17 protein-coding genes are annotated in these 24,065 nt (G+C 74.1%); 6 read left to right on the top strand and 11 right to left on the bottom strand.

Features of this window, described 5'->3' with window-relative positions:
* Positions 1 to 16: 16 nt before the first annotated feature.
* The 6 genes from NQU55_RS05735 to NQU55_RS05710 form a co-directional block, all read right to left on the bottom strand.
* Positions 17 to 2,098, bottom strand: a complete 2,082-nt coding sequence (locus NQU55_RS05735) for a cell division protein PerM (protein ID WP_206329537.1) — start codon at positions 2,096 to 2,098, stop codon at positions 17 to 19.
* Positions 2,099 to 2,276: 178 nt separating this feature from the next.
* Entirely contained in the window at positions 2,277 to 3,161 is an 885-nt protein-coding gene (gene sucD, locus NQU55_RS05730; protein ID WP_168093864.1) for a succinate--CoA ligase subunit alpha, read from the bottom strand.
* Between the two features lie 20 nt (positions 3,162 to 3,181).
* A complete protein-coding gene (sucC, locus tag NQU55_RS05725) occupies positions 3,182 to 4,360 on the bottom strand; it encodes an ADP-forming succinate--CoA ligase subunit beta (RefSeq protein WP_168093865.1) in 1,179 nt (392 codons plus the stop codon).
* 283 nt (positions 4,361 to 4,643) lie between these two features.
* Complete coding sequence (locus NQU55_RS05720) at positions 4,644 to 5,822, bottom strand: VWA domain-containing protein (protein WP_168093866.1); 1,179 nt, start codon at positions 5,820 to 5,822, stop codon at positions 4,644 to 4,646.
* The gene (locus NQU55_RS05715; RefSeq protein WP_256789925.1) at positions 5,819 to 8,245 is read right to left on the bottom strand and encodes a DUF5682 family protein; all 2,427 of its coding nucleotides are present in this window, start codon (positions 8,243 to 8,245) and stop codon (positions 5,819 to 5,821) included. The genes NQU55_RS05720 and NQU55_RS05715 overlap by 4 nt, the downstream gene beginning before the upstream one ends.
* The gene (locus tag NQU55_RS05710) at positions 8,242 to 9,390 is read right to left on the bottom strand and encodes an ATP-binding protein (RefSeq protein WP_168094903.1); all 1,149 of its coding nucleotides are present in this window, start codon (positions 9,388 to 9,390) and stop codon (positions 8,242 to 8,244) included. Before NQU55_RS05710 ends, NQU55_RS05715 begins: the two co-directional genes overlap by 4 nt.
* 127 nt (positions 9,391 to 9,517) lie before the next feature.
* Here NQU55_RS05710 and NQU55_RS05705 point away from each other — a divergent pair, with 127 nt between their 5' ends.
* A complete protein-coding gene (locus NQU55_RS05705; protein ID WP_168094904.1) occupies positions 9,518 to 10,894 on the top strand; it encodes an SWIM zinc finger family protein in 1,377 nt (458 codons plus the stop codon).
* A gap of 655 nt (positions 10,895 to 11,549) precedes the next feature.
* A complete protein-coding gene (locus NQU55_RS05700) occupies positions 11,550 to 13,163 on the top strand; it encodes a DUF5691 domain-containing protein (RefSeq protein ID WP_168094905.1) in 1,614 nt (537 codons plus the stop codon).
* 13 nt (positions 13,164 to 13,176) lie between these two features.
* Here NQU55_RS05700 and icmB read toward each other — a convergent pair whose 3' ends face one another.
* A complete protein-coding gene (gene icmB / locus NQU55_RS05695) occupies positions 13,177 to 13,590 on the bottom strand; it encodes a coenzyme B12-dependent isobutyryl CoA mutase small subunit (protein ID WP_058045874.1) in 414 nt (137 codons plus the stop codon).
* Positions 13,591 to 13,943: 353 nt separating this feature from the next.
* On the opposite strand from icmB, the gene NQU55_RS05690 reads away from it, so the two are divergent.
* On the top strand, positions 13,944 to 14,810 hold the full coding sequence (locus NQU55_RS05690; RefSeq protein ID WP_168094906.1) for an esterase/lipase family protein: 867 nt from the start codon (positions 13,944 to 13,946) through the stop codon (positions 14,808 to 14,810).
* Between the two features lie 205 nt (positions 14,811 to 15,015).
* Entirely contained in the window at positions 15,016 to 16,698 is a 1,683-nt protein-coding gene (locus tag NQU55_RS05685) for a M23 family metallopeptidase (RefSeq protein WP_256789923.1), read from the top strand.
* Between the two features lie 80 nt (positions 16,699 to 16,778).
* Here the strand turns inward: NQU55_RS05685 and pcrA are convergent, their stop codons facing one another.
* Both pcrA and NQU55_RS05675 read right to left on the bottom strand, forming a co-directional pair.
* Entirely contained in the window at positions 16,779 to 19,244 is a 2,466-nt protein-coding gene (pcrA, locus tag NQU55_RS05680; RefSeq protein ID WP_256789921.1) for a DNA helicase PcrA, read from the bottom strand.
* A gap of 218 nt (positions 19,245 to 19,462) precedes the next feature.
* Positions 19,463 to 19,816, bottom strand: a complete 354-nt coding sequence (locus NQU55_RS05675) for a hypothetical protein (RefSeq protein WP_168096620.1) — start codon at positions 19,814 to 19,816, stop codon at positions 19,463 to 19,465.
* 306 nt (positions 19,817 to 20,122) lie between these two features.
* On the opposite strand from NQU55_RS05675, the gene NQU55_RS05670 reads away from it, so the two are divergent.
* Entirely contained in the window at positions 20,123 to 21,199 is a 1,077-nt protein-coding gene (locus tag NQU55_RS05670) for a C40 family peptidase (RefSeq protein WP_168096619.1), read from the top strand.
* 122 nt (positions 21,200 to 21,321) lie between these two features.
* Here the strand turns inward: NQU55_RS05670 and NQU55_RS05665 are convergent, their stop codons facing one another.
* Entirely contained in the window at positions 21,322 to 22,599 is a 1,278-nt protein-coding gene (locus NQU55_RS05665) for an MFS transporter (RefSeq protein WP_256789917.1), read from the bottom strand.
* A gap of 80 nt (positions 22,600 to 22,679) precedes the next feature.
* On the bottom strand, positions 22,680 to 23,423 hold the full coding sequence (locus NQU55_RS05660) for a hypothetical protein (RefSeq protein ID WP_168091444.1): 744 nt from the start codon (positions 23,421 to 23,423) through the stop codon (positions 22,680 to 22,682).
* A 115-nt stretch (positions 23,424 to 23,538) separates the two neighbouring features.
* Between NQU55_RS05660 and NQU55_RS05655 the strand changes: the two genes are divergently transcribed.
* The gene (locus NQU55_RS05655) at positions 23,539 to 24,045 is read left to right on the top strand and encodes a MarR family winged helix-turn-helix transcriptional regulator (protein ID WP_168091445.1); all 507 of its coding nucleotides are present in this window, start codon (positions 23,539 to 23,541) and stop codon (positions 24,043 to 24,045) included.
* Positions 24,046 to 24,065: the final 20 nt, after the last annotated feature.

Raw genomic sequence — 24,065 nt, 5'->3', positions numbered from 1 at the left:
GACCAGGGGCCCGGGCTCAGCCCCGGTCCTGGGGCGCCGCGTCGTGCGGTTCGAACGCCGGCATCAGACCGCCCCCGGAATCCCGCAGCGCGGCCCACCGCACCTGCCGCGCCCCCGTGTCGTGCCAGGCCGCCGCGTCGAACGCCGGCACCCGCGACTCCCCTCTCCCCCGCCGCCTGCTCCCCTTCGCCTTGCGGCGCCCGAACCACCCGCGCCGCGCGTCCCGCTCCTCGGCTCCGGACGGCCCTGACGTCCCTGACGTCCTTGACGACACGCCCGGCGCGGCGAGCCCGACCGGAGCGGAGCCGGCCGGAGCACCGCGCACGGGAAGCGCCTCCACCGCCGTGGCCCCCGGCTCGGCCGACCACGCGGGCCCCTTCGCCCCGGGCCGGGCGAAGGAGAGGGTCGCCGTGTCGGCGCGCGCCCCGCTCACCGCGGCCCGGCCCGTACCCGCACCGAAGCCCAGCCAGGAGCCCATCGCGCGGACGGCCCGGCCGCCGGTCCACCAGCGGGCGCGCGACCGGCGTGTTTTGCGGGGGCGGTCCGCCCGCGTCGGGGGGACGCGGCGGTGGGTGCCCGCGGACAGCCGGAGGGGCGGGTTCCCGGCCGGGGCGACGGAGGACGCCCAGGCCTCCGCCGACGGCCCGCCGGTCACGGCGACGGCAACCGCGCCGGGGACGGCACCGGCACCCACACCGGCACCCAGGGCGATGCGCCGCCGCAGCCAGCGGTGCACGATCGCGCCGGGGACGCTCACGGCGGTCGTCCAGGCGAGCGCGGCCGCGCCCACCAGCGGCCACGGGGGCCCGAACGTGGCGAGGACGGACGCGCCCAGGGTGCCGCCCGCCGCGTAGGCCAGCAGGGTGACGACGAGCGCGCAGAACACGGAGCCGAGGGCGGCGACGCCGGCGGTCTCGCCGAGCCCCGACCGGGCCAGGTCCGCGCCGCGGCGCGGCACGGCGGCGTAGGCGACGGTGGCCCCGGCCGCGAGGCTCACCGCCGCCGAGGCCGCCAGGGGCAGCGGCTCGGCGGGGCCCGGGGTGGGGAGGATCGCGAAGAGCGGGAAGGCGGGCAGCAGCGGGTACGCGGTGATGCCGAGGGGCGCGACGACGCCGGCCGTGCCCACGGCGAAGCCCGGCCCGAGCCCGTAGGCCGCGGCCCAGACGACGGCGTTGGGCAGCAGGGCGAGGCACAGCAGCAGCACCGCGGCGCGGCCCGACCAGGCCGCGGTGATCTGCAGGAGGGACTCGCGGACGGCGCCCGCGTGGACGGCGAGGGAGGCCGCGAGGAGGACGGCGGCCCCGCTGAGCAGGACGACGGTGCCGGCGGCCCCGGCGCGCAGGGCCGCGGCCGACCGGGCCCGGGTGAACCGGCGGCGCAGCCCCGCGGGGACCGCCGCGAGCGCCCGGCGCAGGACCGGTGGCGGCGTGCCGTGCGGGCGGCCCGCGGCGGCCCACATCCCGGCCGCGACGGACGCCCCCGCGACGGCCGGCACGTGGAGCAGGGCGCTCAGCGGCTCGGCCCGCACCGGGCCCGAGGCGGCGTAGAGGACGGCGCCGACGGCGACGAGCAGATAGCCGCCGAGCAGGGCCGCGGCGACCTTGCGCGGGGCGGGAGGGGGTCCGGCTTCCACCGGCGCCGGGGGCGGCGGCGTGGTCGCGGCGAGGATCTCCTCGGGCGTGAGCTCCTCGAAGGGGACGGCTTCCGGGTAGGGGAAGTCGTCGTGATCGCCGGGCGGCTCGACCGCCGGTTCCAGGGCGTGCCGCGCGGCCCGGTAGAGCAGCCAGCAGGGCAGCGCGGTCAGCAGCATCGGCGTGAGGCCGATCGGGGCGGGCGCCCCGGTAAGGGTGTCCGTGCGGACGAGGTCCGCGCCGTGGGCGAGCAGCCACAGGCCGGCGGCGGAACGCAGGGCCTCGCCCGCGCCGCCGTCCGGGTACGGCGAGGTGATCCACAGCAGCAGGACGACCACGGCCAGCGCCCCGAGCCCCAGTCCCGCGGCGATCGCCCCGCCGACGAACACCGTGCCCGCGGGGGGCGGCGCGCTCGCGGCGGGCCGGCCGGGCGCGGGAGGCGGGCTGTGCTCGGCATCGTGGGTCACATGGTCATGCTGCCAAGAACACGCCTTTCGTTCGGGTAGCGGGTAAATGACCGTCGTGTCGCTTTTGATACCCGGATAAACCTATTTGACGCGCAATTACCCTTACGTGAACCCGGGAACGGGCGCGGGCCCGCACCCCCTTCGAGGGGTGCGGGCCCGCGCGCGGGAACCGTCAGGCTCAGGCGCCCAGCGCGGCGCGCGCGAGGCGGGCCGTCTCGGACGGGGTCTTGCCGACCTTCACACCGGCGGCCTCGAGGGCCTCCTTCTTCGCCTGGGCGGTACCGGACGAACCGGAGACGATGGCGCCGGCGTGGCCCATGGTCTTGCCCTCGGGCGCGGTGAAGCCCGCCACGTAGCCGACGACCGGCTTGGTGACGTTGGCCTTGATGAAGTCCGCGGCACGCTCCTCGGCGTCGCCGCCGATCTCGCCGATCATCACGATCAGCTCGGTCTCCGGGTCGGCCTCGAACGCGGCGAGCGCGTCAATGTGCGTGGTGCCGATGACCGGGTCGCCACCGATGCCGACGGCGGAGGAGAAGCCGATGTCACGGAGCTCGTACATCATCTGGTAGGTCAGCGTGCCGGACTTGGACACGAGACCGATCTTGCCGGGCTTGGTGATGTCGCCCGGGATGATGCCGGCGTTGGACTGGCCCGGGGTGATGAGACCGGGGCAGTTCGGGCCGATGATGCGGGTCTTGTTGCCCTTCGAGCCCGCGTACGCCCAGAAGGCGGCGGAGTCGTGGACGGCGATGCCCTCGGTGATCACGACGGCCAGCGGGATCTCGGCGTCGATCGCCTCGACGACGGCGGCCTTGGCGAACGCCGGCGGCACGAAGACGACGGTGACGTCGGCACCGGTCTTCTCCATCGCCTCGGCGACCGAGCCGAAGACGGGGACGGCCGTGCCGTCGAAGTCGACCTCGGTACCGGCCTTGCGCGGGTTGACGCCACCCACGATGTTGGTGCCGTCGGCCAGCATGAGCTTGGTGTGCTTCATGCCCGTGGCGCCGGTCATCCCCTGGACGATGACCTTGCTGTCCTTGGTGAGGAAGATAGCCATGGTTGTGGAGTCCTCGTCCCTTACTTAGCCGCAGCCAGCTCGGCGGCCTTGTCGGCCGCGCCGTCCATGGTGTCCACGCGCTGCACCAGCGGGTGGTTGGCGTCGGACAGGATCTTGCGACCCAGCTCCGCGTTGTTGCCGTCGAGGCGCACGACCAGCGGCTTGGAGACGTCCTCGCCCTTGCTCTTGAGGAGCTCCAGGGCCTGGACGATGCCCTTGGCGACCTCGTCGCACGCGGTGATGCCACCGAAGACGTTGACGAAGACGGACTTGACGTCCGGGTCGCCGAGGATGATCTCGAGACCGTTGGCCATGACCTCGGCCGAGGCGCCGCCGCCGATGTCGAGGAAGTTGGCGGGCTTGACGCCGCCGTGGTTCTCACCGGCGTAGGCGACGACGTCGAGGGTGCTCATGACGAGACCCGCGCCGTTGCCGATGATGCCGACCTGGCCGTCGAGCTTGACGTAGTTCAGGCCCTTGGCCTTGGCGGCCGCCTCGAGGGGGTTGGCCGCGGCCTTGTCCTCGAGCGCCTCGTGCTCCGGCTGGCGGAACTCGGCGTTGGCGTCCAGGGACACCTTGCCGTCGAGGGCGATGACGTCGCCGTTCGCGACCTTGGCCAGCGGGTTGACCTCGACGAGGAGCGCGTCCTCGGCGACGAAGGTCTTCCACAGGGTCACCATGACCTCGGCGACCTTCTCGGCGACCTCGGCCGGGAACTTCGCCTGGGCGACGATCTCGCGGGCCTTCTCGATGGTGACGCCCTCGTTGGCGTCGACCGGCACCTTGGCGAGCTTCTCGGGGGTCGTCGCGGCGACCTCCTCGATGTCCATGCCGCCCGCGACCGAGGCCATGGCCAGGAAGGTGCGGTTGGTGCGGTCGAGGAGGTACGAGACGTAGTACTCCTCGAGGATCTCCGGAGCGGTCTCGGCGATCATCACCTTGTGGACCGTGTGGCCCTTGATGTCCATGCCGAGGATGTCCGTCGCGCGGGCGACGGCCTCGTCCGGGGTGGCGGCGAGCTTCACGCCGCCGGCCTTGCCACGGCCGCCGACCTTGACCTGGGCCTTGACGACCGACTTGCCGCCCAGCCGCTCGGTCGCCTCGCGGGCCGCCTCAGGCGTGTCAATGACTTCACCGGCCAGCACCGGTACACCGTGCTTGGCGAAGAGGTCCCTCGCCTGGTACTCGAACAGGTCCACGCGCGTCCGTCCCTTTTCCATGGATATCGCGGTTCGTTGTCTGCGCGGGCGTGCCGCTGGGCGGCGTGAGAGCGCGATCTCCGCAGAAGTCCGGGGGTTGCGCCCCGGGATAGCACGGGCGAGGGCGGCACACGTTCACCGTTGACGCGGCATGTCCGTCTCGCAGGTTATCCCCGCTGGCGGGGAGGCCCTAAATCAGAGGTCACACTACGGCCGTGATTACGCTCACAGATCGCAACGGCATCCGTACGCGTCCGGCCCGCGGGACGGGCGCGGCGGCCCGTCACGCGGCCGGGTCGGGGACGGGCAGCGGGCGCTTCTCCAGGGCGGCGGCCATCACCTCCGGGAAGAGGTCCGGAGTGCAGGCGAAGGCCGGTGCGCCGAGGGCGGCCAGGGCCGCGGCGTGCTCGCGGTCGTAGGCCGGGGCCCCCTCGTCGGAGAGCGCGAGCAGCGTCACGAACTGCACGCCGGAGGCCTTCATGGCCGCCACCCGTTTGAGCATCCCCTCGCGGATCCCGCCCTCGTAGAGATCACTGATGAGGACCACGACGGTTTCCGCCGGGCGGGTGATCCGCGACTGGCAGTAGGCGAGCGCGCGGTTGATGTCGGTGCCGCCGCCGAGCTGGGTGCCGAAGAGCACGTCGACCGGGTCGGTCAGCTGGTCGGTGAGGTCGACGACGGAGGTGTCGAAGACGACGAGACGGGTGTCGAGGGTGCGCATCGAGGCCAGGACGGCGCCGAAGACGGAGGCGTAGACGACGGACGCCGCCATGGAGCCGGACTGGTCGATGCAGAGGATGACGTCCTTCTTCACCGCCCGCGCCGCCCGGCCGTAGCCGACCAGCCGTTCGGGGACGACCGTGCGGTACTCGGGCAGGTAGTTCTTGAGGTTCGCCCGGATGGTGCGGTCCCAGTCGATGTCGCGGTGGCGGGGGCGGTTGATGCGGGCGGAGCGGTCGAGGGCGCCGGTGAGGGTGGCGCGCGTGCGGCCGGCCAGGCGCCGCTCCAGGTCCTCGACGACCTTGCGGACCACGGCGCGGGCGGTCTCCTTCGTGGTCTCGGGCATCGCCTTGTGGAGGGAGAGCAGCGTGCCGACGAGGTGGACGTCGGCCTCGACCGCCTCCAGCATCTCCGGCTCCAGGAGCAGCGAGGAGAGGCCGAGCCGGTCGACGGCGTCGCGCTGCATCACCTGAACGACGGACGCGGGGAAGTACGTGCGGATGTCCCCCAGCCAGCGGGCGACGCGCGGCGCGGAGCCGCCGAGGCCGGCCTCGCGGGAGCCGCCGCCCTGGGCGCCCGGGGTGCCGGAGCCGCCGTAGAGCGCTTCGAGGGTGCGGTCCATGGCGGCGTCGGTGCCGGAGAGGGCGCGGCCGGTGCCGTCCGCGGAGCCGTCGCCGCCGAGGACGAGGCGCCAGCGGCGCAGGCGCTCGTCGCCGTCGGTGGCGCTGCTGGGTGCGGTCATCGTGCGGCTCCTGGGGTGGTGGGGACTGCGGGGCCGGAGGGAGAAGAGGAAGAAGAGGGAGAGGAGGGAGAGGAGGGATCGGGGAGGCCGAGGAGGAGGTGCAGGGTGGGCAGCACGGCGTCCGCCCGTGCCGGGTCCAGGGGCGCGGCGGCGGGCCGGGCCCCGCGGCGGGTGCCGCTGCCGCCGGCCGGTCCGCCGTGGCGGACGAGCTCACCGAGGGAGCGGCGCACGCCGGGGTCGTAGGCGGAGAAGGTGCGCCGGAGGAGGGGCAGGACGTCGGTGAAGGCGCCCGGGGGCACACCGGTGAGCCAGTCGTCCACGAGGGAGAGCAGGCGCTCGTCGTGGACGAGGAGCATGCCGCCGGAGCCGCCGCTGCCGAGGAACCCCTCGATCCAGGCGGCTGCCCGGGCCGGTTCGGTGCCGGCGGACAGGGCGAGCCCCATGAGCCGGGCGGCCCGCCCGTCGGGCAGCAGCCCGTCGTCGAGCAGCAGCCGCGCGGCCCGCCCCCGGATGCCCCCGGGCAGCCCTTCCCGCCCGGCGAGCACGCCGAGCACACCGGACCAGCGGTGGCGCAGGTCCGGGGGCGCGCCGGTTTCCGGGGCGAGCAGGGCCACGGCCCGGTGGACCGCGTCCACATGGCCCCGCATGGCCTCCGCGGCGTCCGCGTCGAGGCCGGCGCACGCCGCCGGGAGGCCGACGAAGATGCGCTCGGCGAGGCCCGCGGCCACGGCGCCCAGGGCGGCGGTGTCCGTGTGGCGGACGTCGCCGTAGCGCACGGAGCGGACGAGGGCCGGCAGGGCCTCGGCCAGGTGGGCGACGTCCGCGTCGAGGGCGGCGCGGTCGGCCAGGACGCGCATCACGACCGGGAGGGCGTCGGGGAGCTCCGCCAGCAGGCAGTGCTCGGCGAGGGCCGTGACGTCGGCGAGGGCGGTGGAGCCGACGGCCCGGGCCTCTGCTTTCGCGGTGGCCGCGGCAAGCACGGTGGTGCCCCAGGCCGAGGCCTCGGCGACCCGTACGGCCAGCTCGGGCTCCCAGCTCAGCCGCCAGGTCTCGCGGAAGGTGCCGGTCCCCGCGCGGGAGCGGACGGGCTCGCCCCAGCCGACGCCGAGGAGCCGCAGGCGGTGCAGCAGCCGGCTGCGCGCGGCGTCGGTGTCCTTGCGCAGGTCGAACTCGACCTCGCGGGCGTCCGGTTCGGGCTTGAGGCGCAGGCTGCGCTGGAGGCGGGAGAGGTCGCGCTGCAGGGGCGTGGCGGGGGCCGAGTCGGGCACCTCGCCGAGGACGTCCCCGATGACGAGGCGGTCCCGTACGAGGGCGAGGGGCACGTCGGAGCCGTCGCACATCACGGCCCTGACGGCGTCGGTGGTCTCGGTGAGCCCGGCGAGCGGGCGGCCGCGCAGGGCGGCGAGGGAGCCGGCCAGGCGGACGGCTTCGATGACGTGGGCGGAGGAGACGGGGAAGTCCTCCTCCCGCAGCAGCCGGGCGGCCTTCGTCATCCAGCGTTCGAGCGGGCGGTCCGCGGCGTGGAAGAGGTGGCCGTACCAGCCGGGCGAGTCGATGCCGGCGCCGTAGCCGCTGTGACGGGAGAGGCGCCGGTGGGTCCAGGGGACCCAGCCGATCGCGGTCTTGACCTTCGGCAGGCCCTTGAGGGCCTGCCGGTCGGCGGTGACGGTCCGCCGCTCGGCGAGGGCCGGCACGTGCCAGGCGCCGCAGACGACGGCGATCCCGTCGCCGAACTCCCGCCGGGCGTCGCGGATCCGGAGCCGCATGTGCGCTTCGCGGACGAGGTCCCGCGCGCCGCCGGACCCGTCGCCGTCACCGTCGTCATCGCCGCCGTCGCCGAACGCGGACCGCAGTTCGGCCATGGCGTCGGCGAGCGCGGCGAAGGGAGCGAGGGCGTCGGCGCCGTCCCGGCCGCGGCGGTGCTCGACGGCGTCCTCCCACCACACTTCGGGGTCGTCGTAGCCCGCGGCGGCGGCGAGCGCGGCGAGGGGATCGAGACGGGGGGCGGCGTGCGGGGCTGCCGGCTGCCGCCCGGCGGTCGGCTCCGGGACCGCGACCGCGGGGTCCGGCGCGGGCCGGGGCCCTTCCTCGTCGCCCAGTGCGAGCGAGTGCGCCGCCGGCAGGTCGATGAACCGTACGGGCACCCCGTGCGCCAGGGCCCAGCGGATCGCCACCCACTCCGGGGAGAACTCGGCGAGCGGCCAGAACGCGGCACGGCCCGGGTCGTCCACCGCGTGGGCCAGCAGGGCGACGGGCGGGCGCATGCCCTCGTCGGCCGCGAGGGAGACGACCGCATCGGCCTCGGGCGGCCCCTCGATGAGGACGGCCGCGGGCCGGCACTGCTCCAGGGCCGCCCGTACCGCCCGCGCGGAGCCGGGGCCGTGGTGGCGGATGCCCAGCAGGGCGGGGCCGGTGCCGCTCACGCCGAGACCTCCCGGCAGGCGCGGTAGAAGTCCTTCCAGCCGTCGCGCTCGCGGACGACCGTCTCCAGGTACTCCTGCCAGACGAGGCGGTCGGCGGCCGGGTCGCGGACGACCGCGCCGAGGATGCCGGCGGCCACGTCGCCCGCGCGCAGCACGCCGTCGCCGAAGTGGGCGGCGAGGGCGAGGCCGCCGGTGACCACGGAGATCGCCTCGGCCGTGGAGAGCGTGCCCGAGGGCGACTTGACCTTGGTGCGGCCGTCGGTGGTGACGCCGTCGCGCAGCTCGCGGAAGACCGTGACGACGCGCCGGATCTCGTCGGTGCCGTCGGGCACGGACGGCAGGTCGAGGGAGCGGCCGATCTGGTCGACGCGCCGGGAGACGATGTCGACCTCGTCCTCGGGGGTGGCGGGCAGGGGCAGGACGACGGTGTTGAAGCGGCGGCGCAGGGCGCTGGAGAGGTCGTTGACGCCGCGGTCGCGGTCGTTGGCGGTGGCGATCAGGTTGAAGCCGCGGACGGCCTGCACCTCCTCGCCCAGCTCGGGGACGGGCAGGGTCTTCTCGGAGAGGATGGTGATCAGGGTGTCCTGGACGTCGGCGGGGATGCGGGTGAGCTCCTCGACGCGGGCGGTCATGCCCCGGGCCATGGCCCGCATGACGGGGCCGGGCACGAGCGCCTCGCGGCTGGGCCCGTGGGCGAGGAGCCGGGCGTAGTCCCACCCGTAGCGGATGGCCTCCTCCGGGGTGCCGGCCGTGCCCTGGACGAGCAGGGTGGAGTCGCCGCTGACGGCGGCTGCCAGGTGCTCGGAGACCCAGGTCTTGGCGGTGCCGGGGACGCCGAGCAGGAGCAGGGCGCGGTCGGTGGCGAGCGTGGTGACGGCCACCTCGACGACGCGGCGCGGGCCCACGTACTTGGGCGTGATCACGGTGCCGCCGGGCAGGGTGCCGCCGAGCAGGTAGGTGGCGACGGCCCACGGCGAGAGCTTCCAGCGCTCGGGGCGGGGCCGGTCGTCCGCGGCGGCGAGGGCCTTGAGCTCATCGGCGAAGGCGTGCTCCGCGTGCGGGCGCAGGGCCTGGGAGGCGGTCGCGGATTCGGGTGCGGCTTCGGGTGCGGCTCCGACTGCGGCTTCGGTTCCGGGCGCGGTCACAAGTCCCCCTAGGAGTGCGGATCCGGGATGTGCGAACCACCTTGCACCACCCCACTGACAATGGGCCGGGACCTACCGAAACCGCAGGTCAGGGCCATTGTCAGTGGGTGGTCCTAGCGTTTGGGGCATGAATCCGCAGGGGGATCGATGGACGGCGGAAACGGTGCTCTCGCTGGCGCCTGACGCCGCATCACGCAAGGCAGGAAGCAAGCTCGCGGCGCCCGGTCCGTGGTCGGGCGCGGGGGCGCGCCCGGAGGGGGGCGGGGGCGTGGTCTGGGGGGAGTGCTCCGGCAGCGGCAGCAAGCCGTACCGCACGGTGGTGGACCTGTCCGGGGAGGGCGGGCCGGGGTTCAACTGCTCCTGTCCGAGCCGCAAGTTCCCGTGCAAGCACGCGCTGGGCCTGCTGCTGCTGTGGGCTTCCGGTGAGGCGGCGGTGCCGGTCGCCGACGCTCCGCCGGAGTGGGCGGAGCAGTGGCTGGAGCGGCGCCGGAAGCGGGCCGGGAAGGCCGCCGCGGGCCCGGCCGCGGCGGGGCCCGCGGCGCCCGCGGACGAAGAGGCCTCCCGGCGGCGCGGGGAGCGCCGGGCGGAGCGGATCGGCGCGGGCGCCACGGAGTTGGAGCAGCGGCTCGCCGACCTGCTGCGCGGGGGGCTGGCGTCCGCGGAGGGCGCGGGGTACGGGCAGTGGGACGAGACGGCGGCCCGGATGGTCGACGCCCAGGCGCCCGGTCTCGCCGCGCGCGTACGGGAGTTGGCGGCCTTGCCGGGCTCGGGCGCCGACTGGGCGGGCCGGCTGCTGGAGGAGTGCGCCCTGCTGCACACCCTCAACCAGGGGTGGCTGCGCCTGGAGGAGCTGCCGGAGCCCTTGGCCGCGACGGTCCGGTCGCGGGTCGGCCTGACCGCGGACGCCGCGGCGCTGCTCGCGTCCGGGGCGCCGGTGCGCGACCACTGGCTGGTGCTGGCGCAGCGGGACGGTGACGACGGGCGCCTGGTCACCCGCCGGATCTGGCTCCACGGCCGGGACTCGGGCCGGATGGCCCTGCTCCTCTCCTACGGAGCGGCCGGCCGGGCGCCGGAACTGTCCCTGCCCGTGGGCCTGTCCCTGGACGCGGACCTCGTGTACTACCCGGCGGCGCACCCGCTCCGTGCCGCGCTGGGTACACGTCACGCCCCGCCCGCGGAGGGTGCGGGTCCGCCGCCGGGGGGCGGCGTGGAAGCGGCCCTCTCCGCGTACGGGGAGGCCCTGCGCGACGATCCCTGGCTGGAGGCGTGGCCGGTCGTCCTCGACGGCGTGGTCCCGGTCCAGGCCCCGGACGGCCACTGGCAACTGGCCGACGCCGAGGGCGGTTCGGCCGCCCTGCCCGTGGATCCCCGGATCCACGACAGCACGGCCCTGTGGCAGCTGGCCTCGATATCGGGCGGAGCCCCGATCAAAGTCTTCGCCGAATACGGCCACAGGGGCGTATCCCCTCTGGCCACGTGGACCCCGGACCCGCTCGCCCTCTGACGACCACCGACCCACACACCAGGACAGGCCGCGCGGCGAGCACCCACACCGGCGGCGCCGAACCGTCCTCAGACAGCCCGGCACCGCCGGACACCACGACGGGGGCTGATCACCATCGCGGCGGAAGCAGGGCCCGGCCCGCCGACCCGAAACCCCGGCCACCCGGCCACCCGGCCAAGCCTCGGCCGGCTTCCCCACCCCGCCGCAACGGCGAGCAACCACCCACAACCCCACCAGCGGTGCCGAGCCCACCTCAGGCAGACCGGCACCGCCGGACACCACGACGGGGGCTGATCACCATCGCGGCGGAAAGAAAGCCCCGGGCCGCCAGCCCAAGCCCCCAACCACCCGGCCACCCGGCCACCCGGCCACCCGGCCAAGCCTCGGCCGGCTTCCCCACCCCGCCGCAACGGCGAGCAACCACCCACAACCCCATCGGCGGTGCCGAGCCCACTTCAGGCAGCCCGGCACCGCCGGACACCACGACGGGGGCTGATCACCATCGCGGCGGAAGGAAGGTCCGGGCTTCCAGCCCGGTCACCCCGTCCGCATCTCGCCCCGCAGCAGCGGCGAGCAACCACCCCACAACCCCATCGGCGGTGCCGAACCCGCCCCTGCGGACCGGCACCGCCCCACCCGTCAGGAAAGGCCGCGCATGAACCGTACTTGGGACGAGCTCGTCACCTCCGCTCTGCTCGGGACCGGGCGGCGTGTGCCGCCCGTGGAGGTGCGGGACGGGCAGGACGCGGCCGTGGCGCTGCTGGACGCCGCCGCGGTGGATACCGTGCGGCGGCGCGCCGGGGCGGTGCCCGCGGCGGCGCTCGCCCGGCCCGCGCCGGCGCCGGCGGACGCCCGGCCGCCGTTGCCTCCGGCGGCCCGGCGGCGGCTCGCCCTGCTGCTCGCGGACCGCAGCGGCGGCGGCAGCGGCGGGCGCCGGGGCGCCGCCCCGGATCTGACGGAGCTGCTCCCCCAGTGGCTGGCCGCGGCCAACGGGCACGGCTATCAGGCGCCTCCCGCCCTCCTGCCCGCCCTCCTGGACGCGGCCAGGTCCCGCAGCGATCTGCGGCAGGAGGCGCTCGCGTTCGGCGGGCCCCGCGCCCGGTGGCTGGCGGCGCTCAACCCGCAGTGGAAGTACGCCTTGAGGCCCGGCCCCACCGCGGGCGCGGACGCGGGCACAGCCACGGGCACGGGCACGGGCACCGACACCGGCATCTGGGAGGAGGGGCTGTTCGCCGAGCGCGCCGCGCTCCTCGCCTCCGTACGGCTGCGGGACCCCGCGGCCGCCCGCGAGCTGCTCGCCGGCTCGTGGGCGACGGAGCGGGCGGAGGACCGTCTGATGTTCCTGGACGCGCTGCGCGAGGGGCTGTCCGCGCAGGACGAGCCGTTCCTGGAGCGGGCCCTGTCCGACCGGAGCCGCAACGTCCGGGCCACCGCGGCGGAGCTGCTGTCGGCGCTGCCCGGCTCGGCGCTCGCGGCCCGCATGGCAGAGCGGGCCCGCAGCTGCGTCTCCCTGGACCGCACGGGAGAGGGCGAGGGCCCGCGGATCGCGGTGGAGGCGCCGCACGAGTGCGACAAGGGCATGCAGCGCGACGGCGTCGTCGTGAAGCCGCCGTCCGGGCGCGGCGAGCGCTCGTGGTGGCTGGCCCAGATCGTGGAGGCGGCTCCGCTGGCGGCCTGGTCCGAGCGGTTCGGCGGCCGGAGCCCGGCGGGGATCGTGGCGCTGCCGGTCGCGGACGGCTGGCAGCCGGAGCTGCACGCCGCCTGGTGCCGGGCCGCGGTCCGGCAGCGGGACGCGGAGTGGGCGCGGGCGCTGCTGGGCCCCGCGTCGGCCCCGCCCGCGGCCGAGGGCACCTCGTGGAGGGATCCGGCGAAGCTGCTGTCGGCGCTGCCGCGGGACGAGCGGGCGGCGTGGGTGGCGGAGTTCGTCTCGGCGCACGGGCTGTCGGACGCGTTCCGGCTGCTCGGGGTGTGCGCGGTGCCGTGGGCGGAGCCGCTGGGCCGGTCGATCGTGGACGCCCTGGACGCCGCCCGCGACGCGGGCGGCTATCCGTGGAGCTTCAGCGGCGTGATGGGCCTGGCCGAGCGCTGCCTGGACCCGGCGCAGGCCGACCGGCTGGAGGCGCTGACCCTGCTGCCGGAGGAGCCGGCCGCGGACGCCCCCGGGCGCGCCGGGGCCGCCGCGTACTGGGCGGAGGCGTTCCAGCGTCTCGTGGGCACGCTGCGGCTGCGGGCCACGATGCGGGCGGAGCTGGCAGGGCGGGCGGGGTGACCCGCCGGCTCCGTCAGGCCTCGGTCGGCTGGCGGACGTTCGCGTTGACCCACTCCACGATGGAGGCCGTGGTGGCCCCAGGGGTGAAGATCGCGGCGACGCCCTGCTCCTTCAGCGGCGCGATGTCCGCCTCGGGGATGATCCCGCCGCCGAAGACCTTGATGTCCTCCGCGTCGCGCTCGCGCAGCAGTTCCAGGACCTTGGCGAACAGGGTGTTGTGGGCGCCGGAGAGGATGGAGAGGCCGATCGCGTCGGCGTCCTCCTGGATGGCGGTGTCCACGATCTGCTCGGGCGTCTGGTGCAGGCCCGTGTAGATGACCTCCATGCCGGCGTCGCGCAGCGCCCGTGCGATGACCTTCGCGCCGCGGTCATGGCCGTCGAGCCCGGGCTTGGCCACCACCACGCGGATCGGACCGGTCACTCCCATCACTGCCTCCATGTACGACTGCCGGTAACCGGCGCCCAGGGATGTGAACGAACGTTATCTCCAGCATCCCGCACGCGGCCGTTTCGCGGTGCGGAGCGAGGGGGAAATCACACGTGGGACAACACGTCGCTACGCACCGTCCGCGCGCTTCCGCGTCTTACGGGTCGCCCAGTCACCCGCGTCGCCGGGGTGGCGAGTCTCCGGGCGGACGCGAGGGGAGCCGCGACGAGGCCGCCGCACCACTGTGCCGACAGCCGCACGGCACAGCGGTGCGGCCGGTCGCGCGCAGCTGCCCGTGGGCGCACACGGGGGACTGCAGCCGCGCTTCCCGGGTGCCGTTCGGGAGGTCGGCCATGAGGACCCTGCCCTTCATCAGCATCCTTGCCGCCTTGCTGCGCCCGTCGACCGCGCTCGTCCGGTCCACGGTGCTGGAGCTGGCGATTCTCACCGGCCATCTGCTGCTCTACCCGACCGGTGTCGTCCAGGAGCGCCCGCCGCCCCGGCGGGCGCTGCCCGCGCTTCCGGCCGCCGGCGACACGCCCGACACACCCGGACTGCATGAATCCGTCGAAAGCGGACAAGAAGGTCATCTTCCTGTTCTGCTCCTCCACGGCTTCATCGACAACCGCTCGGTCTTCGTCCTGCTGCGCAGATCTCTGCGCCGGCACGGCTGGCAGCAGGTCGAGGCGCTCAACTACTCGCTCCTGACCTGCGACATCCGCACGGCCGCCCGCCTGCTGGGCCGCCACATCGAGGACATCTGCGCCCGTACGGGGCAGCGGCGGGTCGACGTGGTGGGACACAGCCTCGGCGGCCTGATCGCGCGCTACTACGTCCAGCGGATGGGCGGCGACGTCCGCGTCAGGACCCTGGTCACGCTCGGCACGCCGCACGGCGGCACCCGCGCGGCCTCGCTGCTGCCCGCACATCCCCTGGTGCGCCAGATGCGCCCGGGATCGGACGTCGTCGCCGAACTCACGGGCCCCGCACCGGATTGCGCGACGCAATTCATCGGTTTCTGGAGTGACCTGGACCAATTGATGGTGCCTGTGGAATGCGCCCGCATCGACCACCCGGATCTGAGCGCGCGCAATGTCCGGGTGACGGGCGTGGGGCACCTCGCCCTGCCGGTGCACTGGGAGGTGGCCGCCGGCATACGACAGGCCCTGACCACGGAAGAGGCGCAGGACGACGCGTCGGGGGCGGCGTCGGTCGCCTGATCCACCGGCGTTCCGCGGGGGCTCCCGGAGGCCCCGAAACCGAACGCGGGTCGAACGTCAAATCGGTTTTCCGGGGTTCAGTCCACCAAAAGGCGGCTAAATGCCCGGGCCCCTGCCGCCCGAAACGTGACGAAGATTGTCGCCGTCCCATACCGCCGGGTACAGTCGCCGCTAATTCTCCTCCCTCGGCGAAAGAGAAGTGGTGGTGAACGACCGTCACCCGGCGGCGGGCCCCGGCCCGTCCGACCCCGCTCAGGATGGCTCCTACGGGCAGTACGCGTCGTACGGTCAGCAGAGCGCACCGCACAACTACACCGGGTACGACGGCTACGACAGCGGTCAGTGGGAGACCACGGGCCAGTGGGCCAGCACCAGTCAGTGGGGCGGAGTCACCGGCCAGACCCAGATCTGGGACTTCAGCGCCTACGACGCCGGGCAGGCCGACGCCACCGGGCACTGGGACACCTCCGCCGGCATCACGACCCCCGCCACCGGGCAGTGGGACACGAGCGCCATGACGCCGGGCGCCTGGGGGGCGAACGGCACCTACGACACCTCCGGCCACTGGGAGCTGACGGGCCGGACCGGGTTCCCCGACCAGGCCCAGGCGCCCGCCCCCGACCAGGCCGCGGCACAGGGCTGGGACACCACGGGGACCGGGCAGTTCACCTCGTGGGACGGCTCCGGCCAAGCGGCGGACGCCCCGGGCTGGGGGCACCTCCCGGACGAAGCCCGGGGGAGGGACACGTCCGGGCAGTGGGACACCTCCGGAGCCTCCGGGCAGTCGGGCCAGTGGGAGACCGGGGCCGGCCAGTGGGAGGCGGGCGCCGGACAGACCCAGATCTGGGACGCCGGTGCCTTCGCCGCCGTCGACGGCACGCAGGGCGAGCCGGAGCACGCCCCGACCCTCATGACCGACCTCTCCACCATGGCCGGCCTCTCCGGCATGGCGCCCGTGGACTCCGTGCCCGCGAGCAACGAAGCGGACGGGCAGCCGGCCGACGAGGTCAAGGCCTCCCCCGCCGGCGCCGTCGCGAACGCCGAGACGCAGGCCATGCTGTTCGTCCCCCCGGACCTCGACGAAGCCGGCCCGGACGACGCCCCCCGGGACACTCCCCGCGACACCCCCACCCGCAGCAGCCGCCGCAAGAGCGCGCCCGCCCGCACCGGCTACCGGCCGCGCCGCAAGGCGCTGCTGACCGTCGCCGTGCCGTCGGTCGCCGTCATAGGGGTCGCCGGGATCGCCGCCGCGACCGTCTCCGGCGGGCAGAGCGACGACAAGAAGGAGGTCCAGGCGGCGTCCGCCCCCGACAGCGCGCCCGCACCCTCCGTCGCCAACAGCAAGCTGGACACCCAGCTCGCGAGCCTCAGCCACGGCGCCGACGACTTCGCGAACCGCGCCAACCGCACCCAGGAGCGCATCGACCTCAAGGCGCGCCAGGAAGCGGAGAAGAAACGTAAAGCGGAGGAGGCGGCCCGCAAGGAGGCCGAGCGCCCGAAGTTCTCCCTCCCCGTCGCGCAGCACGGGCTCAGCGCGATGTACGGACAGGCGGGCGTCAACTGGATGTCCGTGCACACGGGCATCGACTTCCCCGTCAGCTACGGCACCCCGGTCATGGCCGCCACGGACGGCACGGTCCGCACGCAGTACAACGTGGCCTACGGGAACATGGCCATAGTGACGTCGCCCGACGGCGTCGAGACCTGGTACTGCCACCTCAGCAGCACCAAGCTCCGCTCCGGCCAGGTCAAGGCCGGCGACGTCATCGCCTACTCCGGCAACTCCGGCAACTCCACCGGGCCGCACCTGCACTTCGAGGTCCGGCCGGGCGGCTCCGCCGTGGACCCGCTGCCGTGGCTGCGCGCCCACGGCTACGACCCGACCTAGCGGTCCGACCTAGCGGTCGGCGACGGCACACCGGCGGGTCCGCACCGGGGCTCATCCCCCGTGCGGATCCACCGGAACGGCTAGAGCTTCTCGACCGGCGCGTAGCGCAGGAGCAGCCGCTTCGGCTTCTCCTCGCCGAAGTCCACCGTGGCCTCGGCGTTGTCGCCGCTGCCCTTGACCCCGACGACGGTGCCCAGCCCGAACGAGTCGTGCGTGACCCGGTCGCCGACGGCGAGGGCCACCACGGGCCGGTCCTTGGCCCGGCGCGTGGCGAAGCCGGACGGGCCGGCCTTGCGCGACGTGAAGCCCGACGTGATCCCGGACCCCGCGCCGCCGCCCGAGCCGATCGAGTTCACCGACGCCGACGGCTTCGCGGGGCCGGTGCGCCGCCACTGCACGTACTGATCGGGGATCTCCTCGAGGAACCGCGACGGCGGGTTGTACGAGGGCTGGCCCCACGCGCTGCGCATGCTCGCGCGCGTCAGGAACAGCCGCTCCCGGGCGCGGGTGATGCCCACATAGGCGAGGCGGCGCTCCTCCTCCAGCTCCTTGGTCTGGCCGAGGGCGCGCATGTGCGGGAAGACGCCGTCCTCCATGCCGGTGAGGAAGACCACGGGGAACTCCAGGCCCTTCGCGGTGTGCAAGGTCATCAGCGTGATGACGCCGGTGCCCTCCGCGTCCTCGTCGGGGATCTGGTCGGAGTCGGCGACGAGGGCCACCTTCTCCAGGAACTCGGCCAGCGTGCCGGGCTCCCCCTCCTCGCGCTCCTGCTCGAACTCCAGGGCCACGGCCGCGAGCTCCTGCAGGTTCTCCACGCGGGTCTCGTCCTGGGGGTCGGTGGAGGCCTGGAGCTCGGCGAGATAGCCCGTGCGCTCCAGGACCGCTTCCAGGACGGTGGCGGGGCCGGCGCCCGACTCGGCGATCGTGCGCAGCTCCTCCATGAGGACGTTGAAGCGCTTGACCGCGTTCGCCGAGCGGGCGGCCATGCCGTAGGCCTCGTCGACGCGGCGCAGCGCCTGCGAGAAGCTGATCTTCTCGCGCAGCGACAGGGCGTCGATCATGGCCTCGGCGCGGTCGCCGATGCCGCGCTTGGGCACGTTGAGGATGCGCCGCAGCGGGACGGTGTCCTCGGGGTTGGCGAGGACGCGCAGGTAGGCCAGGACGTCGCGGACCTCCTTGCGCTCGTAGAAGCGCACGCCGCCGACGACCTTGTAGGGCAGGCCGACGCGGATGAAGATCTCTTCGAAGACACGGGACTGGGCGTTGGTCCGGTAGAAGACGGCCACGTCCCCGGCCTTGGCGTCGCCGGCGTCGGTGAGGCGGTCGATCTCGTCGGCCACGAACTGGGCCTCGTCGTGCTCGGTGTCGGCGACGTAGCCGGTGATGGCCGGGCCGGCGCCGGCCTCGGTCCACAGGTTCTTCGGGCGGCGGCTCTCGTTGCGCTCGATGACCGCGTTGGCGGCGTTGAGGATCGTCTGCGTGGAGCGGTAGTTCTGCTCCAGCAGGATCGTCGTGGCGTCGGGGTAGTCCTCCTCGAACTGGAGGATGTTGCGGATCGTGGCGCCGCGGAAGGCGTAGATCGACTGGTCGGCGTCACCGACGACGCACAGCTCGGCCGGGCCCTCGGCGGGCGTGGTGGCGTCGCCCGCGGTGCCGACGAGCTCGCGCACGAGGGTGTACTGCGCGTGGTTGGTGTCCTGGTACTCGTCGACCAGGACGTGCCGGAAGCGGCGGCGGTAGTGCTCGGCCACGTCGGGGAAGGCCTGGAGCAGGTGCACCGTGGTCATGATGATGTCGTCGAAGTCGAGGGCGTTGGCCTCGCGCAGCCGCGACTGGTACATCACGTACGCCTCGGCGAGGGTCTTCTCGAAGCCGTCCGCGGCCTGCGCCGCGAAGGCCTCCTCGTCGATGAGCTCGTTCTTCAGGTTGGAGATCTTCGCGCTGAAGGACTTCGGCGGGAACTTCTTCGGGTCCAGGTCGAGGTCCCGGCAGACGAGCGCCATGAGCCGCTTGGAGTCGGCCGCGTCGTAGATCGAGAAGGAGGAGGTGAAGCCGAGCTTCTTGCTCTCCCGGCGCAGGATCCGCACGCACGCGCTGTGGAACGTCATCACCCACATGGCGTGGGCCCGGGGGCCGACGAGCTGCTCGACGCGCTCCTTCATCTCGCCCGCGGCCTTGTTGGTGAAGGTGATCGCGAGGATCTGGCCGGGGTGCACGTGCCGGGCGCCCAGCAGGTGGGCGATGCGGTGGGTGAGCACGCGCGTCTTGCCCGAGCCGGCGCCGGCGACGATGAGCAGCGGGGAGCCCGTGTGCACCACCGCGGCGCGCTGCTGCTCGTTCATCCCGTCGAGCAGGGCGGCGGGGTCCACGGCGGGCCGGTGGGCGCCGTCGCGGTAGTAGGCCTCGCGGGGGACGGGCACGTCGAAGGCGCCCTGGAAGAGGTCGTCCGGCACCGGCTCCGGGGCCGCGTCCTCCGGGGGAGGGGGGTGCTCCTCGTCCGCGGGGCCGAGGTCCGCCAGGAAGCTGTCGTCAAAGAGGCTGCTCATCGCCTCCCGAGTCTAGGCCGCCCCACTGACAGCCGGGCCCCGATTCCCGGCGACAGTGGTCACCCCCACAGCGCGGGCGCGGCCGGCGCCGCACCGCGGCACCGGCCGCAGCCCCGCTTCACGGCATCGCGGCATCGCGGCATCGCGGCATCGCGGCATCGCGGCATCGCGGCATCGCGGCATCGCGGCATCGCGGCATCGCGGCATCGCGGCGGAGGTCAGACCCACATCACCGCGATGAAGATGTTCACCACGGTCAGCGCGCCCACCGCGCCGAACACCGGGGCCGGGACCTTCTCGTCGTCGCGCTTGACGTAGACCAGGCCGAGGATCACGACGAGCAGCGCGAGCTTCGTGCCGATCTTGACCATGTTCAGGGTGTGGTCCTGCGCCTGGTTGAGGCCCACCAGCGCCACGCCCGTGACGAGCATGGTCAGCGCGCCGTGCAGCATGGCGGGCACCATCCGCGCCTCGCCCCTGCCCATGGCCTTCATCTGGGTCATGAAGCCGCCGAGCAGCGCGCCGATGCCGACGATGTGCAGGCCGACGACGGCGTGAATGAGTACGTCCATGAGGCCGACCCTAGCGGGGGCCATATCACCCACGGGCAGGCAGGTGGGGCGCAATCGCCACTTCGGTCACGGGCGGCATATATCCATCCGCAGGGGCGGGGTCCACATGATCACCCGCCAAAGCGCGCCGATCGATTTCATCCACTACCGGTCATCTGTGTTCTGGAGCGTGACCCTGCGGAATAGCGTCCTGGCCCAGACGGCGGCGGTCCGCGCGCTCCCCCCTCGCGACGGACCGCCGCCGGACACCGTCCGGCGCGGCCACAGGGCCGGCGGACCGGGCAGGAACAGCAGGTCTGGAAGGAAGTGACGGCCGGCGTGGCAGCAGCGCACCGCAAGCCCAGGCAGCACCCGCTCACCAGCGGCACCGTACGGACCGCGGCCGGTCTCGCCCTCGCGGGCGCCGCCACCGCCACGCTCCTCGACGGCACCGCGCAGGCCGCTCCCCCGCCGTCGACGGCCCAGCTCAGAACCCAGGTCGACCGGTACTACCGGGAGGCCGAGGAGGCCACCGAGCGGTACAACGGCGCCAAGGAGAAGGCCGACCGGGCGGAGGCCGCCCTCGAAGAGCTGCAGGACCGGGCCGCCCGCAGGACCGAGCGCCTCAACGCCGCCCGCAACGCCCTGGGCTCCTACGCCACCGCCCAGTACCGCGAGGGCGGGATGCCCCCGAGCGTGCAGCTGATGCTCTCCTCCTCCCCCGGCCAGTACCTGGAGCGGGCTTCCCTGGCCCACCAGGCGGGCAGCCGGCAGGCGGTGGCCGTCAGCCGTTACGAGCGCGAGGTGCGGGAGATCCGGCAGGTCCGCACGGCCGCCGACGCCCGCCTCGCGGAGCTCAAGCAGGAGCAGGCCGGCCTCGCCCGCCACAAGCGGACCGTCGAGGGCAAGCTCGCGGAGGCCCGGCGGGTGCTGGCGGAGCTGCCGGAGGAGGAGCGCGCCGCCGTCGAGCGCGGGGATGCCGCCGGGGCCGCGGGCGCCGTCACGGCCGCGGCCGACCGCGCGGCCGCACCGCACGGCGGCGTGCAGGCCCCCACCGAGCGGGCCGCCCGGGCCGTCGCCTTCGCGTACTCCGCACTCGGCAAGCCCTATGTGTGGGGGGCGACCGGCCCCGCCGCCTTCGACTGCTCCGGGCTCACCAAGGCCGCCTGGCAGGCGGCGGGCGTCTCGCTGCCGCGCACCACGTACACGCAGATCAACGCGGGCCGGCGGATCTCCCGGAGCGCTCTCGCCCCCGGCGACCTGGTGTTCTTCTACTCGGGCATCAGCCACGTCGGGCTCTACATCGGCGGCGGGCGGATGATCCACGCTCCGCACCCGGGTGCGCCGGTCCGGATCGCCCCGGTCGACGAGATGCCCTTCGCGGGGGCGTCGCGACCGGTGTGAGCGCCGCGGGGCCGGTGTGACCCTGCGGCGCTCTTGTGGTGTCCACAGGCGATCTTGTGGTGTCCGACTTGTGGTGTCCAAAGGGACGAACCCCGGACGCAACACCCGCTTTCACTCAGGTGCTAGCCGAGGACCAGCAGGGTGGCGAGCGCCGGGCCGAGGGCTCCGCCCATGAGGTAGGAGAGCTGGAAGAGGCCGATGCCGGTGGGGCGCTGGGAGTCGGGGACGGCGGAGGCCGCGACCATGGACTGGGTGGCGTTGACGCCGGTGGCGCTGAAGACGGCGAAGCCGATCGCGAAGAACAGGATGACCGCGCTGTGGGCGAAGACCGCCGCCGTTGCGGCGAGCGTTCCCACCACGAGCAGGATCGCCCGCACCCTGGTCCGCCCCAGGCGCGCGGCGACGGCCGCGAAGCCGAGGGTGAGCAGAGATCCGGTGATCATGGCGGCCATCTGGCCCGTGGCCACCGAGCCGGTCGACCAGCCGGCCCGGTCGGCGATCAGCCGCGGGATCGCGAACAGCAGCGTGAAGTACGACGCGGACAGGGCGAGGGCCATCAGGACCGAACCGCGGAAGAGCCGGGAGCGCAGGGCGGCTGCCGGGACGTAGCCGTCCGGGCGGCGGCGTATGTGCAGGGCCAGCAGGACGCCGGCGACAGCCGCCGCGGCGAGGGCGGGCAGCGGGTTCGACGGCAGCAGGACGAGGCTGCTGGACAGGACCGCCAGCAGCACCGCGCCCCGGGCGTCGAAGCGGCCCTCGGCGGCCGGGACCCGGGTGGTGTGGCGGCTGACCGCCGGGACGGCCAGGAGGGTGACCAGCACGACGGACAGGGCGGCGCGCCAGGAGAGGCCGTCGGTGAGGCGCTCGCCGAGCAGCGGACCCACCGCGCCGAGGATCCCGGACCCGGCGCTGATCACGCCCATGCGGCGGGCGGTGCCGGCCAGGTTCATGGCGATGGCCACCATGCCCGCGCCGCCCGCGGCCTGGCCGGCCCGTCCGGCGAGGGTGAGCGGCAGCCAGGGCGAGGTGGCCACCACCGCGGTCCCGGCGGCGACGAAGGCAGCGCTCAGCCACAGCGCGGTGCGCGTGCCGCGCCGGCGCACCAGCGTCGCGATCAGCGGCGTCGCGATCGCCAGTGCCAGCGCGAAGACGGTGACCAGCCACGATGCGCCGGCGGTGCTGATACCGAGTGCGCGGCCCATGTCGTCGAGGATCAGGACGGTCGCGTTGTTGGCGGCGGCGACCGGTGTGGCGAGCAGCGCCAGCCACAGGACGGGGACGCGACGCGCGGATCCGGCGACGGCGGAAGGGGAGGGCGAAGAGGAAGACGAAGAGGAAGACGAAGAGGAAGGCGAGGGGGAGGGCGTGCGCGGGGCGGCCGCCACAGTGGTGGTGGGCATGTCTCTTCCTGCCGGTTGGTGTGTCTGCGGGTGCGGGGCGGATCAGAGGGTGGGCACGAGGCGTTCACCGTGGGCGCTGGTCAGTGCGCGGTCACTTCGTCGAGCAGCCGCGGGGCGTCGCCGCTGAAGTCGATCCACGGGTTCGTGCCCAGCACCTGTGCGCCGTCCACGCTCGGCTCCTCGTAACGCATGACGAACTTCTCGGGGCCGTGGACGTGGGCCACGATCAGGCCGTGCCCGGCGTCGAGGTAGGCGCCGTGGGGGCCCAGGCCGGGGTAGCTCACGCGCCAGGCCGGATCGCCGGTCCCGACCGCGCCCACCGACAGCTTCGCGACCACGCCGTCGGGCAGCAGGTAGAACCAGGTCCACGGGCCTCCGGAGACGACCGTCATCACCTCGTCGACGCCGACTCCGTGGTCGGAGCTGTTCACGTGGAGCCTGCCGAAGCGCGCCTGGACGGCGTGCAGGGCGTCGGCGTCCATCGTCCTCATGTCGTACACCTTCGGGTACGGGGGAACGCCGATCTCGGAGGTGTTCAGGAACCCGCCCCGGTGGGCCTCCGGGCGGCGGCCGGCCAGCTCGATCTGCTCCACCAGCTGCCCCCGGTGCATGCTGAACAGCTCAAGCAGCTCCGCGCCTTCCTCTTCCGAGAGCGCCCGCTCCTTCGACGCCTCCACGAGCGGGCGGGCCTCCGCGGGAACGGGAACCCGGCTGACCCGCACGCCCACCGTGCGCAGTACGCGGTTGACCGCCTCGACGCCGGTGGTGGCCGGCCGGCCGTCGGAGTACGAGAGCTTCAGGGTTCCGTGGTCTGCGGTCGTCATCGCTGCTCCTGAGTTCCTTCAACGCAAGATCTTTTGACGTTGAAATAACACCACGCTTGCTCGTTCAACGTCAAGTCTTTTAAGGTTGAAAAAAATCGAGAGAGGGTGTGGCGGCGTGACCGATGCGGTGGACCTGGTCATCGAGCAGTGGCGCAAGGAGCGGCCCGAGCTGGCGGACGGCCTGCGGTCCGTGGAGGTGCTGGGACGCATGCAGCGCATGCAGCTCGTGTACGACCAGCACTACAAGAGGATCAGCGACGAATTCGGCGTGAACGTGGGCGAGTTCGACGTGCTGTCCACGCTGCGCCGCTCGGGCGCGCCCTACACGCTCAGCGCCGGCGCCTTCGCGAAGGCGGCCATGGTGTCCCCGGGCGCCATCACGAACCGCCTGGACCGCCTGGAGGACAAGGGTCTGGTCGAGCGGATCCGCGACCGCGCCGACCGGCGCTCGGTACGGATCCGCCTCACCGGGCGCGGCAAGGCGCTGATCGACGAGGCCATGGTCGCCCACCTGCGGGACTACGACGAGATCCTGTCCGTCCTGACCCCCGAGGAGTGCGAGCAGATCGCCTCGGGGCTGCGCAAGATCTTCGAGGCCCGGGGCGACACCACGCTCACCTGATCAAGGCGCGGCGGGCAGCC

It is taken from the genome of Streptomyces telluris (genome assembly GCF_024519335.1).
Taxonomy (GTDB): Bacteria; Actinomycetota; Actinomycetes; order Streptomycetales; family Streptomycetaceae; genus Streptomyces; species Streptomyces telluris.
Note: the sequence above shows the minus strand (reverse complement) of the source record. Positions and strands in the feature narration are given on the sequence as shown.

What these genes read in the sequence shown, in the direction of transcription:
- sucD (WP_168093864.1), bottom strand. Translation starts at nt 3,161, where the DNA reads ATGGCTATCTTCCTCACCAAGGACAGCAAGGTCATCGTCCAGGGGATG.
- NQU55_RS05720 (WP_168093866.1), bottom strand. Translation starts at nt 5,822, where the DNA reads ATGACCGCACCCAGCAGCGCCACCGACGGCGACGAGCGCCTGCGCCGC.
- NQU55_RS05705 (WP_168094904.1), top strand. Translation starts at nt 9,518, where the DNA reads ATGAATCCGCAGGGGGATCGATGGACGGCGGAAACGGTGCTCTCGCTG.
- NQU55_RS05700 (WP_168094905.1), top strand. Translation starts at nt 11,550, where the DNA reads ATGAACCGTACTTGGGACGAGCTCGTCACCTCCGCTCTGCTCGGGACC.
- icmB (WP_058045874.1), bottom strand. Translation starts at nt 13,590, where the DNA reads ATGGGAGTGACCGGTCCGATCCGCGTGGTGGTGGCCAAGCCCGGGCTC.
- NQU55_RS05690 (WP_168094906.1), top strand. Translation starts at nt 13,944, where the DNA reads ATGAGGACCCTGCCCTTCATCAGCATCCTTGCCGCCTTGCTGCGCCCG.
- pcrA (WP_256789921.1), bottom strand. Translation starts at nt 19,244, where the DNA reads ATGAGCAGCCTCTTTGACGACAGCTTCCTGGCGGACCTCGGCCCCGCG.
- NQU55_RS05675 (WP_168096620.1), bottom strand. Translation starts at nt 19,816, where the DNA reads ATGGACGTACTCATTCACGCCGTCGTCGGCCTGCACATCGTCGGCATC.
- NQU55_RS05665 (WP_256789917.1), bottom strand. Translation starts at nt 22,599, where the DNA reads ATGCCCACCACCACTGTGGCGGCCGCCCCGCGCACGCCCTCCCCCTCG.
- NQU55_RS05660 (WP_168091444.1), bottom strand. Translation starts at nt 23,423, where the DNA reads ATGACGACCGCAGACCACGGAACCCTGAAGCTCTCGTACTCCGACGGC.